The 13,053-nt window shown below is 67.3% G+C and carries 11 protein-coding genes; 8 read left to right on the top strand and 3 right to left on the bottom strand.

Annotated elements, in window-relative coordinates; genetic code table 11:
- The first annotated feature begins 92 nt into the window (after window positions 1–92).
- The 7 genes from ACEI37_RS21965 (at window position 93) to ACEI37_RS21995 (ending at window position 8,797) form a co-directional block, all read left to right on the top strand.
- Window positions 93–1,076 (top strand): malate dehydrogenase, encoded by a 984-nt coding sequence (locus tag ACEI37_RS21965; protein WP_012353375.1) that lies wholly within the window; start codon window positions 93–95, stop codon window positions 1,074–1,076.
- Window positions 1,077–1,204: 128 nt separating this feature from the next.
- Entirely contained in the window at window positions 1,205–2,185 is a 981-nt protein-coding gene (locus tag ACEI37_RS21970) for a CoA ester lyase (RefSeq protein WP_373378138.1), read from the top strand.
- Window positions 2,186–2,246: 61 nt separating this feature from the next.
- Window positions 2,247–3,455 (top strand): 2-methylcitrate synthase, encoded by a 1,209-nt coding sequence (gene prpC, locus ACEI37_RS21975; protein WP_373378139.1) that lies wholly within the window; start codon window positions 2,247–2,249, stop codon window positions 3,453–3,455.
- Window positions 3,456–3,631: 176 nt separating this feature from the next.
- Entirely contained in the window at window positions 3,632–4,192 is a 561-nt protein-coding gene (locus tag ACEI37_RS21980) for a hypothetical protein (protein ID WP_111521456.1), read from the top strand.
- Between the two features lie 214 nt (window positions 4,193–4,406).
- A complete protein-coding gene (gene acnA, locus ACEI37_RS21985; RefSeq protein WP_373378140.1) occupies window positions 4,407–7,112 on the top strand; it encodes an aconitate hydratase AcnA in 2,706 nt (901 codons plus the stop codon).
- A 217-nt stretch (window positions 7,113–7,329) separates the two neighbouring features.
- Entirely contained in the window at window positions 7,330–7,485 is a 156-nt protein-coding gene (locus ACEI37_RS21990; protein ID WP_165835099.1) for a hypothetical protein, read from the top strand.
- A 109-nt stretch (window positions 7,486–7,594) separates the two neighbouring features.
- Window positions 7,595–8,797: a DUF2863 family protein gene (locus tag ACEI37_RS21995; RefSeq protein ID WP_373378141.1), complete on the top strand. Its 1,203-nt coding sequence runs from the start codon at window positions 7,595–7,597 to the stop codon at window positions 8,795–8,797.
- 62 nt (window positions 8,798–8,859) lie between these two features.
- Here ACEI37_RS21995 and ACEI37_RS22000 read toward each other — a convergent pair whose 3' ends face one another.
- A complete protein-coding gene (locus ACEI37_RS22000) occupies window positions 8,860–9,546 on the bottom strand; it encodes a tRNA (guanosine(46)-N(7))-methyltransferase TrmB (RefSeq protein WP_373378142.1) in 687 nt (228 codons plus the stop codon).
- 117 nt (window positions 9,547–9,663) lie between these two features.
- On the opposite strand from ACEI37_RS22000, the gene ACEI37_RS22005 reads away from it, so the two are divergent.
- Window positions 9,664–11,304: an ABC transporter substrate-binding protein gene (locus ACEI37_RS22005; RefSeq protein ID WP_373378143.1), complete on the top strand. Its 1,641-nt coding sequence runs from the start codon at window positions 9,664–9,666 to the stop codon at window positions 11,302–11,304.
- A 55-nt stretch (window positions 11,305–11,359) separates the two neighbouring features.
- On the opposite strand, the gene ACEI37_RS22010 is transcribed toward ACEI37_RS22005, so the two are convergent.
- Both ACEI37_RS22010 and ACEI37_RS22015 read right to left on the bottom strand, forming a co-directional pair.
- Window positions 11,360–12,232 carry a spermidine synthase gene (locus ACEI37_RS22010; protein ID WP_373378144.1) on the bottom strand — a complete coding sequence of 291 codons (873 nt, stop codon included), beginning with the start codon at window positions 12,230–12,232 and terminating at the stop codon, window positions 11,360–11,362.
- Between the two features lie 56 nt (window positions 12,233–12,288).
- Window positions 12,289–13,041, bottom strand: a complete 753-nt coding sequence (locus ACEI37_RS22015) for a hypothetical protein (RefSeq protein WP_373378145.1) — start codon at window positions 13,039–13,041, stop codon at window positions 12,289–12,291.
- Between the last annotated feature and the right edge of the window lie 12 nt (window positions 13,042–13,053).

Consider the following 13,053-nt stretch of genomic DNA (forward strand, 5'->3'; position numbering starts at 1 on the left):
CAACCAGCACCCGGTGACACACCGCGCGCCCCTGCATGGCGCCGGCGCGCCACCGACCGGCATCCCCCCTTCTATCGTTTGGAGATTTACTCATGGCTAAAGCCCCAATGCGCGTCGCAGTGACCGGCGCCGCTGGCCAGATCGGCTACTCCCTGCTGTTCCGCATCGCCAACGGCGACATGCTGGGCAAAGACCAGCCGGTCATCCTCCAACTGCTCGACCTCCCGCAAGCCCAGCAAGCCGTCAAGGGCGTGGTGATGGAACTGGAAGACTGCGCGTTCCCGCTGCTGGCCGGCGTGGTCATCACCGATGACCCCAAGGTTGCCTTCAAGGACGCCGACGTGGCCCTGCTGGTGGGCGCCCGTCCGCGCAGCAAGGGCATGGAGCGCAAGGACCTGCTCGAAGCCAACGCCCAGATCTTCACGGTGCAGGGCAAGGCGCTGGACGAAGTCGCCAGCCGCAACGTCAAAGTGCTGGTGGTCGGCAACCCGGCCAACACCAACGCCTACATCGCCATGAAGTCGGCCCCGAACCTGCCGCGCGAGAACTTCACCGCGATGCTGCGCCTGGACCACAACCGTGCGCTGTCGCAGATCGCCGCCAAGACCGGCAAGCCGGTGTCGTCGATCGAGAAGCTGTTCGTGTGGGGCAACCACAGCCCGACCATGTACGCCGACTACCGCTACGCCACCGTCGACGGCCAGAGCGTCAAGGACCTGATCAACGACCCGGTGTGGAACAACGACGTGTTCCTGCCGACCGTCGGCAAGCGCGGCGCCGCCATCATCGAGGCGCGTGGCCTGTCGTCGGCCGCCTCGGCCGCCAATGCCGCCATCGACCACGTGCGCGACTGGGTGCTGGGCAGCAACGGCAAGGTCGTCACCATGGGCATCCCGTCCAACGGTGAGTACGGCATCCCGGCCGATACCATGTTCGGCTACCCGGTGACCACCGCCAACGGCAAGTACGAAATCGTCAAGGGTCTGGAGATCGACGCCTACAGCCAGGAAAAGATCAATATCACCCTGAAGGAACTGGAAGAAGAAAAGGCCGGCGTGCAGCATCTGCTGGGCTGATCTTCCCAACGCTCGACGAAAGACCGGGGTTCCGCAACGATTCAAGAATCGGCGCGGACCCCGGTTTTTTCATAGGCAGCGGCCGTGCGGCCCTGCCCTGTCCGCCAACTTCAACTTTCCGAATTCACGTGCATCCTTCCGAGGTCTTGTTCCAGGGCGAAGCCATCCCGGTCCAGCTGCCGGTGTGTGACCATTACGCGGGCAGCGAAAAGCTGATGCGCAAGTCGCTGGCCCTGCAACAAGAGCTTGGCCCGGTCTTCGACATCACCTTCGACTGCGAGGACGGCGCCGCCGTGGGCCATGAGCGCGAGCACGCCGAGCTGTGCGCGCAACTGGTCAACGGTCCGCTCAATGCCCACAACCGCGTGGGCGTGCGCATCCATGACCCGGCCCATCCCAGCTGGCGCCAGGACGTCGACGTGCTGGTGCGCGCCGCCGGCGCGCGGCTGGCCTATGTGGTGGTGCCCAAGGTCACCGACGTGGTCGAGGTCGCGCGCGTGACCGACCATGTCAACCAGGTCGCGCGCAGCGCCGGCATTGCCCGCCATATCCCGATCCATGTGCTGATCGAAACCCACGCCGCGCTGGAGCAGGCCTTCGATATCGCCGCGCTGGTGCAGGTGGAATGCCTGAGCTTCGGGCTGATGGACTTTGTCTCGGCCCACCATGGCGCGATTCCCGGCGACGCCATGCGCTCGCCGCAGCAGTTTGAGCACCCGCTGGTGCGCCGCGCCATGCTGGAAATCTCCGCTGCCTGCCACCGCCACGGCAAGGTGCCGTCGCACAACGTCAGCACCGACGTGCAGGCGCCGCAGCGCGCCGGCGACGATGCGCAGCGCGCGCGCTGCGAATTCGGCTACCTGCGCAAGTGGAGCATCCATCCGGGCCAGATCGCCCCGATCGTGGCGGCGTTCCGCCCCGGCGCGGAAGAGATCGGCGCGGCCAGCCAGATCCTGCTCGCCGCGCACGAGAACAACTGGGCGCCGATCCGCCATGAAGGGCAGCTGCACGACCGCGCCAGCTACCGCTATTACTGGTCGCTGCTGCAGCGCGCGCAGGCCACCGGCACGCCGCTGCCGGCCAACGTGGAAGCACTGTTCTTCGGCTGAAGCCGGCCCCGAACCGGTCCCATCCATCCCATCATCATCCGCAGTGCCCAAGGAGACACGGATGCCTGCCTCGAAGCTTGCTGCAACCGCCCCCTCGCTCGGCCCCGCACCCGACTCCGGGGCCAGCGCGCCGGCCGCTCCGCGAGCCAAGAAATCCGTCGCGCTGTCGGGCGTGACCGCCGGCAACACCGCGCTGTGTACCGTTGGCCGCACCGGCAACGACCTGCACTACCGCGGCTACGACATCCTCGATATCGCCGAGACCTGCGAGTTCGAGGAAATCGCCCACCTGCTGGTGCACGGCAAGCTGCCGACCAGGTCCGAACTGGCCGCCTACAAGGCCAGGCTGAAGTCGTTGCGCGGCCTGCCCGCCAATGTCAAGGCGGCGCTGGAATGGGTGCCCGCCAGCGCGCATCCGATGGACGTGATGCGCACCGGCGTGTCGGTGCTGGGCACGGTGCTGCCGGAGAAGGAAGACCACAACACCCCGGGCGCGCGCGACATCGCCGACCGGCTGATGGCCAGCCTCGGCTCGATGCTGCTGTACTGGTACCACTACAGCCACAACGGCAAGCGCATTGAAGTCGAGACCGACGACGACTCGATCGGCGGCCATTTCCTGCACCTGCTGCACGGCGAGAAGCCGTCGGCGCTGTGGGAGCGCGCGATGAACACCTCGCTCAACCTGTACGCCGAGCACGAGTTCAACGCGTCGACCTTTACCGCACGCGTGATCGCCGGCACCGGTTCCGACATGTACTCGTCGATCGCCGGCGCGATCGGCGCGCTGCGCGGCCCCAAGCACGGCGGCGCCAACGAGGTCGCGTTCGAGATCCAGAAGCGCTACGACAACCCGGACGAGGCCCAGGCCGACATCACCCGCCGCGTCGAGAACAAGGAAGTCGTGATCGGTTTCGGCCACCCGGTGTACACCACCGGCGACCCGCGCAACCAGGTGATCAAGGAAGTCGCCAGGCGGCTGTCGAAGGACGCCGGCTCGATGAAGATGTTCGACATCGCCGAGCGCCTGGAAACGGTGATGTGGGACATCAAGAAGATGTTCCCCAACCTGGACTGGTTCAGCGCGGTCAGCTACCACATGATGGGCGTGCCCACTGCGATGTTCACGCCGCTGTTCGTGATCTCGCGCACCTCGGGCTGGGCCGCGCACATCATCGAGCAGCGCATCGACAACAAGATCATCCGCCCCAGCGCCAACTACACCGGGCCGGAGAACCTGAAGTTCGTGCCCATCGGCAAGCGCAAGTGAAGCCGGCCCAAGTGAAGCCGGCCCAACAGCGGCGCCGATTATGTAACCAAAGCCCTGAGCACTACGCCGCCCCGGCCAAATCGTAGAGAATAGCGGCGGCAATGATCCCAGCGCCGCCCGCCTGCCGGCGGCACATGACCATAACTCGATTCCAGTATCCGAAAGGCACTCACAAAATGAAACATCTTGTCCTTGCCGCCTGCATCGGCGCCTTCAGCCTGACCACCGCCACTGCCGTGATGGCGCAGGAGCCGGCCAAGAAGACCACCACCAAGAAGAAGTCGTCGACCAAGAAGAAGGCCGCCGCAGGCGCGGCCGCCGCGGCCGGCACCGCTGCGGCGGTGGCCCCGAGCGGCGAGAAGTGGCAGTGCGAGCTGGGCAACAGCCTGTATATCGCCGGCGACATGCTGCGCGACGAGGTCCTGACCGTGCACTGGCAAGGCCGCGACTACAAGCTGCCGCGCCAGGCCACCGTGACCGGCGCCGACCGCTACTACGACGCCCGCACCGGCCTGGACCTGGTGGTGATCCCGAGCAAGGCCATGCTGTTCAACAAGAACCTGGGCCAGCGCCTCGCCGACGACTGCCAGAGCGCCGCCATGCAGGCCGGCGCCGCGGCCCCGACCCAGGCCGGTGGCCTGCGCGCGCCGGCCACGAGCCCGCTGCTGGTCACCCCGCCGGACGGCCAGACGATTCAGCCGGGAAGCACCCAGCAAACCGCCGCGCCCAAGCAGTAAGCCGTACCGGGGCGCTGGCGGCCGCTGCCTTGCGGCCGCCAGCGCCCTTTTTCCTTGCCGTGCCGGGTGGCGGCCAAGCCGCACCCCGGTTAGAGTATGCAGTTGCAGTGCGCTGCCTGCCTCGGACCGCGGTCAAACGCCGTGGCAGCGCACCGGGGTCTCGATTCAGGTCCGAGCCAATGCCATCGCATCATCCTTCGATCGGAGTACGGCAATGCCCCACAACCTCAAGAACACGCTAAAAGAATTCAGCATCGGCTCTTCCGGCAAGGGCCAGTATTACTCCTTGCCCCAGCTGGGCCAGGCACTGGACCTGGACATCGGCCGCCTGCCGGTGTCGATCCGCGTGGTGCTGGAATCGGTGCTGCGCAACTGCGACGGCAAGAAGGTCACCGAGGAACACGTCCGCCAGCTGGCCAACTGGAAGCCCAACGCCGAGCGCGTCGACGAGATCCCGTTCGTGGTGGCACGCGTGGTCTTGCAGGACTTCACCGGGGTGCCGCTGCTGGCCGACCTGGCGGCGATGCGCAACGTCGCCGAGAAGATGGGCAAGAATCCCAAGCAGATCGAGCCGCTGGTGCCGGTCGACCTGGTGGTCGACCACTCGGTGCAGATCGACCACTTCCGCGAAAAGAAGGCGCTGGACCTGAACATGCAACTGGAATTCCAGCGCAACAACGAGCGCTACCAGTTCATGAAGTGGGGCATGCAGGCCTTCGACACCTTTGGCGTGGTGCAGCCGGGCTTCGGCATCGTGCACCAGGTCAACCTGGAATACCTGGCGCGCGGCGTGCACCGGAAGGACGGCGTCTACTACCCTGACACGCTGGTCGGCACCGATTCGCACACCACCATGATCAACGGCATCGGCGTGGTCGGCTGGGGCGTCGGCGGCATCGAGGCCGAGGCCGGCATGCTGGGCCAGCCGGTGTACTTCCTGACGCCGGACGTGGTTGGCGTGGAACTCAAGGGCCGCCTGCGCGAAGGCGTCACCGCCACCGACCTGGTACTGACCATCACCGAGATGCTGCGCAAGGAGAAGGTGGTGGGCAAGTTCGTCGAGTTCTTCGGCGAAGGCACCGCCAGCCTGGCCCTGCCCGACCGCGCCACCATCGGCAACATGGCCCCCGAATACGGCGCCACCATGGGCTTCTTCCCGGTGGACGAGAAGACCATCGAATACTTCCGCGGCACCGGCCGCACCGACGAGGAAATCGCCGCGTTCGAGGGCTATTTCCGCGCGCAAAACATGTTCGGCATCCCCGCGGCCGGCGAGATCGACTACAGCAAGGTGGTGACGCTGGACCTGGCCACGGTGGCGCCGTCGCTGGCGGGGCCGAAGCGCCCGCAGGACCGCATCGAGATCGGCAACGTCAAGAGCACCTTTGCCTCGCTGTTCAGCAAGCCGGTGGCCGAAAACGGCTTCAACAAGGATGCCGCCGAACTGGGCCGCAGCTACAGCACCGCAGACGGCATCGAAGTGCGCAACGGCGACGTGCTGATCGCCGCCATCACTTCGTGCACCAACACTTCCAATCCCAGCGTGCTGCTGGGTGCCGGCCTGCTGGCCAAGAAGGCGGTGGAAGCCGGGCTGAGCGTGGCGCCGCATATCAAGACCTCGCTGGCGCCGGGCAGCCGCGTGGTCACCGAATACCTGAAGGCCGCGGGCCTGCTGCCGTACCTGGAAAAGCTGGGCTTCGGCGTGACCGCCTACGGCTGCACCACCTGCATCGGCAATGCCGGCGACCTGACGCCGGAGCTGAACGAGGCCATCACCAGCAACGACCTGGTCGCGGCCGCGGTGCTGTCGGGCAACCGCAATTTCGAGGCCCGCATCCACCCGAACATTCGCGCCAACTTCCTGGCATCGCCGCCGCTGGTGGTGGCCTATGCCATCGCCGGCAATGTCACGCGCGACCTGATGACCGAGCCGGTCGGCAAGGGCAAGGATGGCCGCGACATCTGGCTGGGCGACATCTGGCCAAGCTCGGACGAGATCCACGCGCTGATGAAGTATGCGATGGACGCCAAGACCTTCAAGGGCAACTACGAGCAGGTCAAGAAACCGAGCAAGCTGTGGGGCGCGATCCAGGGCACCAAGGGCCAGGTCTACGACTGGCCGCGCTCCACCTATATCGCCGAGCCGCCGTTCTTCCAGGACTTCAGCATGGAGCCGTCGGCGGCCACGGCCAGCGTGCGCGGCGCGCGCGCGCTGGGCATCTTCGGCGATTCGGTAACCACCGACCACATCTCGCCGGCAGGCTCGATCAAGGACACCTCGCCCGCGGGCAAGTACCTGCTGTCCCACGGCGTGCTCAAGGCCGACTTCAACAGCTACGGCTCGCGCCGCGGCAACCATGAGGTGATGATGCGCGGCACCTTCGCCAACGTGCGCATCAAGAACCTGATGATCCCGCCGACGGCGGATGGCGCACGCGTGGAAGGCGGCATCACCATCCACCAGCCCAGCGGCGAGCAGATGTCGATCTACGACGCGGCGATGAAGTATGTCGCCGAGGGCACGCCCACGGTGGTGTTCGGCGGCGAAGAGTACGGCACCGGCTCGTCGCGCGACTGGGCCGCCAAGGGCACCCAGTTGCTGGGCGTGAAGGCCGTGATTGCGCGCAGCTTCGAGCGCATCCACCGCTCCAACCTGGTTGGCATGGGCGTGCTGCCGCTGCAGTTCAAGGGCGCCGACAGCGCCCAGACGCTCGGCATCACCGGCAACGAGACCTTCGACATCGAGGGGATCGAGGGCGACCTGAAGCCGCAGCAGGACGTGGTGCTGGTGATCAAGCGCGCCAACGGCGACGTGCAGCGCGTGCCGGTGCTGCTGCGCATCGATACGCCGATCGAGGTCGATTACTATAACCACGGCGGCATCCTGCCGTTCGTGCTGCGCCAGCTGCTGGCCGCCTGAGCGCCATCCGCGCCATCGACGCCGCCCGCCGTGCCCTTTTCCAGGGGCGGGGCGAGCGGCGTTTTTTTTCCTGGCGCTTGCGTCCCCGGCATCACCTGCGGCCCGGCCCGACGCGTGTAAGTTTGACGCAAGCCATGGCTGTCAAACTGTGTCGCACAAGAACGCGGTCGAACAGCCGCAAGCCGGACCCCGGCATCACCCAGAACCAGGAGACACCATGGTCAAGATTCTTATCGCATTCATCGTGGTCGCCGGCGCGGCCCTCTACCTGCTGACCAAGGGCGGCAGCGACGTTTCCATTTCCGGCGAGTCGCACAGCGTCGAAAGCCACGCGCCCGCAGCCCCTGCAGCCTCCGCCCCGGCCGAGAAATAAAATCCCTCGCAGGCAGCAGCGTTCACACAGGTCGCACGCATATAGCGGTCTCCCTGTCAACGCAACGAGTAGAATACCGTTTTACGCAAAAAACGGACGGTTTCTTTCTATGGCAGGTTTTCGCCCCAAGGCTTCCCCGCGACTCTCTCCCGACGCCGAGCGTCTGGTGGCCGATGCGCTCGCCCTCGACGCATCGGGCAGCCGCATGGAGGACGGATACTGGGAGCGGCGGCTTTCGCAGCGCCTTGGCCGCCTGCTGAAAAACGGTAGCCAGACCGCGCTCGATGCGGCGCTTGAGCACCTGTTCAAGCACAATGCCGACGCCTCCGACGTGCTCGCCGAGCAGGCCGAGACGCTGGCCGAATCCGCCTCGATCGAGGTCGACGGCCAGCACTATGACGCGCTGCTGATCGCCGCGCCGATCCTGGCGCACACCCGCTACGCGATCCCGTCCGGCGCGCTCAAGCCCGAACTGGCGCAGACGCTGGCGGTGCACCTGCAGGCACATGTACTCGCCAACGGCACCAAGGTCGCGCTGTCGCCCTACCTGTACAGCATCGACCAGCTGCCGCGCACGCACAGCGACACCTTCGCGCTGACGCACAAGCTGGCCGCGGCCGCCCTGGCCGGCGCGGTGCCCAAGGTCGACCTGCGCGACCTGCCCGAGACCGCGCCGATCCTGGCCGACCCGCGCTACCTGCTGGCGGTGGTGGTGGCGCCGCGCGAACAGGCGCTGTTCCGCTGGCAGGAAGACGCCAAGGACCATCACGCCGAGCGCTCGACCTGCCTGGAGCAATGGCGCACCCAGGTGCAGCCCTCGGTGGCGCTGCTGCTGCCGGGCTGCGAGTTCGAGCTGCTGCTGCCGGACGCGTTCTTCCTGTCCTGCCGCGAATCCGACAAGAGCATCCGCCCGCTGACCGTGCGCGCCGCCGTCAACTACCTGTGCGGCACGCTGGACATCTCCGCGGGGCAGCTGGCCGCGGTGGTGGCCGCCTTCGGCGAGGAAGTGGTCGAGGAATACCGCGTCGGCTTCACCATGCGCGGCGAGAAGGATGTGATCTACGGCATCGTGTGGCCGGTCTACGGCCGCGAAGCCGGCGAGGTCGATGCCGACGAAAAAGGCAATCCGCTCGAGCAGATCTGCGAGGAACTGCGCAATGCCGGCGTCGAGGACATCTTCCGCCACGCCGCGCTGTTCGATCCGGAATACTGCGAAGACTGCGGCACCCCGCTGTACGCGGATCGCAATGGCGAGATCGTGCACGCCGAACTGCCCGAGGACGCGCCCACGCAGCAACCGCTGTTCCACTGAGGCGCGCCGGCCGCGCCAGACAGCGAAACGGCCCGCACTGCGGGCCGTTTTTCATCGGGCGTTCAGCCAGGCTGCCGCTCGCTGACGCAGCGCCACAAGCCATGGCCGGAGGCCGCGTACTTGCGCTCGAACGGCGTCATCGGCTGCGCCGGCGCCCAGGCCTCGACCCGCGCCGACCGTCCCGCCAGTTCCAGCGCCTGCGCGAACTCGTCGATATAGATGCGCCAGTTGCTGCGGCACTCGAGGTAGTCGCCGCACGCCGCCAGCGCCGGAAACACCGCATGCCCTTGCCAGCGCCGCCCCACGTGGCCGATCTTGGGCCACGGGTTAGGGTACAGCACGTAGTGGCGCGCCACCGGCACCGCATCCGCCTGCAGCAGGCGCCAGACATCGACCAGGTCGGCGCGGGCCCAGCAGAAATTGGCCGGCATCGGTGCGTCGCCCCACCAGTCCTTGCCGGCGGCCAGGCGCTTTTCGGACTGGTCGACGCCGATGACGAAATGGTCGGGAAACTGCGTGGCCAGGCGCAGCGTGCTTTCACCCACGCCGCAGCCGGCATCGAGGATCAGCGGCGCGCCGCCGGCCTGCTGCCAGCGCTGCAGCGCCGCGGCCAGCTCGCGCCGGCTGGGCTCGCCGATGGGCTTGCGGAACGGCTCGGCGAGGTGGCGCGCGACGCGCGCGGCCAGGTGTTCATGGACATCGGACTGCGCCGAGACGATGGTGCGGGAATTGGCGAACATGGACGCCATTTTACCGGGCAGCCCTGCCGGCAAGCTGCAACCATGCCACTTTAGCGGCACAATGCAGGACAAACCCGCCTGAGAACCCGTCCGCGCCGGCGCGGACCCGTACGAGGAGCCTGCCCGATGACCATGATCCACGCCTTGCCGCCGCAACGTCCGCCGCGCAGCCCTTCCGTCCCTGCGCGCCGCGCGGTGCTCCGTGCCGCCGCGGCGCTCGTCTTCGGCAGCGCCGCCTTCACCCTGCTGCCGGCCGGCGCCGCGCATGCCGAAGACCTGCGCATCGGCCTGGCCGCCGACGTCACGTCCATGGATCCGCACTGGAACAATGCCGGCCCCAACAACGCCATCGCGCTGCATGTGTTCGAGTCGCTGGTGTTCATGGACAAGAACGCCCGCTACATCCCCGGCCTGGCGCTGTCGTGGAAGCCGGTCAATGCCATCACCTGGGAGATCAAGCTGCGTCCCAACGTGAAATGGCACGATGGCTCGCCCTTCACCAGCGAAGACGTCAAGGCCTCGCTGGAGCGCCCGGAGAAGCTGGTCAACAGCCCGGGCTCGTTCACCAGCTACACCAAGCCGATCGCCCGCATCGACACGCCCGACCCGCTGACCGTGCGCCTGACCATGAGCGTGCCCAACTACGCCAACCTGGCCAACGACCTGAACAGCGTGCCGATCATGCCGAAGAAGATCGCGGCCACGCTGACGCAGAACGATTTCGATTCGGGCAAGGCCATGATCGGCACCGGCCCGTTCAAGTTCGTGCGTTTTGCCCGCGGCCAGGAAATCGTGATGGAGCGCAACCCCAACTACTGGGGCCCCAAGCCGGAGTGGGACCGCGCGGTGTTCCGCATCATCACCGACAACGGCGCGCGCAGCGCGGCGCTGCTGGCGGGCGATGTCGACGTGATCGAGAGCGTGCCCTCGGCCGACGTGGCCAAGCTCAAGCAGAACCCGAAGTTCAAGATCGAGCAGCAGGTGTCGTGGCGCACCGTGTTCTGGCAGATGGACCAGTCGCGCGACAACCCGCCCTTCGTCACCGACAAGGCCGGCAAGCCGCTGGGCAAGAATCCGTTCAAGGATGCGCGCGTGCGCGCCGCGGTCAGCAAGGCGCTGAACCGCGACGCCATCGTCAGCCGCATCATGGAGGGACTGGCCGTGCCGGCGTCGTCGATCGTGTCGCCGCAAATCTTCGGGCATCCCGGCACCAAGCCCGAGGCCTACGACCCGGAAGGCGCGAAGAAACTGCTGGCCGCGGCCGGCTACCCCGACGGTTTTGGCCTGACGCTGCACGCCACCAACAACCGCTACCTGAACGACGCCGCGGTGGCGCAGGCCACCGCCAGCATGCTGACCCGCATCGGCATCCAGACCAAGGTCGAAACCATGCCGGTGGCCGCCTACTTCACGCGCGCGCGCCAGGGCGAGTTTGCCTTCCAGATGCTGGGCTGGGGCTCGGCTGCCGCCGACGTGGCGCTGCGCTCGATCACCGGCACGCCCAACCCGAAGACCGGCTACGGTACCTGGAACTGGGGCAAGTACAGCAACCCGCAGCTGGACCAGCTGATCGAGAAGTCGCTGACCACGGTCAGCAGCGACAAGGCGCGCGAGGAAAATGCCCGCATCGCGGCAAAGTTTGCACTGGCCGACCACGCGATCATCCCGTCGCACAGCCAGCTGGCGATGTGGGCGATGAAGAAGGGACTGAAGTACGAGGCGCGGACGGACGAGTGGTCGCTGGCGCAGTTCTTTCACAAGGAGTGAAGGCGTCCGCGCACCGAGGGTTTTCTCCTCTCTCCCGCGGGCGGGAGAGAGGCGCTTAAATCCTCAACCGCTGTTCCTGCCGCGCATTGGCCGCGCGCAGTTTCTGCACCCAGTCCCGCGCCGGCAGCCCGGTGGTGTCCTCGACCACGTCGGCGCGCGCTTCCAGCACCGCCCACGACACATCGATTTCCGGCCCGTTGAAGGCCAGCGCGATGATGTTGCCGTCATGCACTTCCGGGAACACCAGCACGCGGTTGTCGAAGGCGTCGCAGATGCGTTCGATGTTCTTCGGAAAGCTGTCGTGGTCGCCGAACAGGTTGATCGTCATCACGCCGGGGGCCTTCAGCGTGCGGCGGCAGGCGCGGTAGAACGCGGTGGTGTCCAGCACCGGGCCGCGCGCGGTGGCGTCGTACAGGTCGACCTGCAGCACGTCGATGGCGCCGGCGTGGGCGCCGTCCATGACGTAGTCCCAGGCGTCCTGCTCGCGCACGGTCAGGCGCGCGTCGTCCGCGCGCAGGCCAAACATGCTGCGCCCGGCGACGATCACGGCGGGATTCAGCTCGACCGCGGTCACGCGCGCGCGGTTGAACTGGCGATGGCAGAACTTGGTCAGCGCCGCGGCGCCGAGGCCCAGCTGCACCACGTGGAACTCATCGACCGACGGCGACAGGAACAGCAGCCAGGCCATCATCTGCTGCGCGTATTCGAGCTCGATCGCGTCCGGCTTGCGCAGCCGCATCGCGCCCTGCACCCATTCCGTGCCGAAGTGCAGGTAGCGCACCCCTTCCATTTCCGAGAACGTCACCGGCGCGAAGCGCGGCGTCATGCGTTTTTCTTCGCGGGCCGGCGCCTCGCCGCGGGTGCGGGTGCCGCGTGCCGGACGGCGCGAGGCCACGGCTTCAATCGATTTGCGTTTCAGTAGGGTCATGTCGTCGAGAAAGGCGTTCGCCGCCCGCGCCGGGGGCAATGGGAACGAACGCGGATTTACTTGCCCAGCGCCGCCTGCGCGCGCTGCAGCCAGGCGCGGTTGTGGTCGCGTGCATGGCGCGGCCAGTGGCGGGCATCGTGGATGATTTCGGCATAGAGCTGCTGCGCGCGCTCGCGGTCGGCCGGGTCGGGCTGGGCGGCCAGCCAGTCGGCGAACAGGCAACGTGGCGCGGCGTCGCTGGCGCTGGTCAGCGCCTGCTCGAAGGCGGCGCGCGTGCCGGCCGCGCCGGTGGCGGCCAGCGCTTGCGCGTACAGCAGGGCCGGCTCGGGTTGCTGGCGCGCGTGCGGCTGGGCCGCGAACAGTTTCTCCAGCGTGGCCAGCGCGCCGGGCGCATCGCTGGTGGCGAACTGCGCCTGCGCCAGGCCCTGCAGCAGCGCGGGATCGGTCGCGAACGGGCCGTTGGCGGCCGCCTGGTAGTGCTGCAGCGCCTCGGCCGGCTTGCCGGCGGCGAGCAGCGCCGCGCCCAGGCGCATGCGGTGCGCCACCGTCGGGGCCCGGTCGAAATCCGAGCGGGCCTCGCGCACGGCGCGGTTGGGATCGACCAGCTGCGTGATGGCGCGCGTCGCCGCGCGCGCCCCGCGCGACTGGCGCAGCTCGGGCAGGTAGATCGCAAAGAAATAGACCACGCTGCCCAGGCCCGGGAACAGGAACAGGATCAGCAGCCAGTACATGTTCTGGTGCGTGCGCACCGCGTGCACGGCAAAGAACAGTGCAACGATGATATGGATGCTGATGCCGAAGATACGCATAGGGAGATCACC

It is taken from the genome of Cupriavidus nantongensis, assembly GCF_041726985.1.
Lineage (GTDB): Bacteria > Pseudomonadota > Gammaproteobacteria > Burkholderiales > Burkholderiaceae > Cupriavidus > Cupriavidus nantongensis_A.

What these genes read in the sequence shown, in the direction of transcription:
- ACEI37_RS21995 (WP_373378141.1), top strand. Translation starts at nt 7,595, where the DNA reads ATGGCAGGTTTTCGCCCCAAGGCTTCCCCGCGACTCTCTCCCGACGCC.
- ACEI37_RS22000 (WP_373378142.1), bottom strand. Translation starts at nt 9,546, where the DNA reads ATGGCGTCCATGTTCGCCAATTCCCGCACCATCGTCTCGGCGCAGTCC.
- acnA (WP_373378140.1), top strand. Translation starts at nt 4,407, where the DNA reads ATGCCCCACAACCTCAAGAACACGCTAAAAGAATTCAGCATCGGCTCT.
- ACEI37_RS21980 (WP_111521456.1), top strand. Translation starts at nt 3,632, where the DNA reads ATGAAACATCTTGTCCTTGCCGCCTGCATCGGCGCCTTCAGCCTGACC.
- prpC (WP_373378139.1), top strand. Translation starts at nt 2,247, where the DNA reads ATGCCTGCCTCGAAGCTTGCTGCAACCGCCCCCTCGCTCGGCCCCGCA.
- ACEI37_RS21990 (WP_165835099.1), top strand. Translation starts at nt 7,330, where the DNA reads ATGGTCAAGATTCTTATCGCATTCATCGTGGTCGCCGGCGCGGCCCTC.
- ACEI37_RS21965 (WP_012353375.1), top strand. Translation starts at nt 93, where the DNA reads ATGGCTAAAGCCCCAATGCGCGTCGCAGTGACCGGCGCCGCTGGCCAG.
- ACEI37_RS22015 (WP_373378145.1), bottom strand. Translation starts at nt 13,041, where the DNA reads ATGCGTATCTTCGGCATCAGCATCCATATCATCGTTGCACTGTTCTTT.
- ACEI37_RS22005 (WP_373378143.1), top strand. Translation starts at nt 9,664, where the DNA reads ATGACCATGATCCACGCCTTGCCGCCGCAACGTCCGCCGCGCAGCCCT.
- ACEI37_RS22010 (WP_373378144.1), bottom strand. Translation starts at nt 12,232, where the DNA reads ATGACCCTACTGAAACGCAAATCGATTGAAGCCGTGGCCTCGCGCCGT.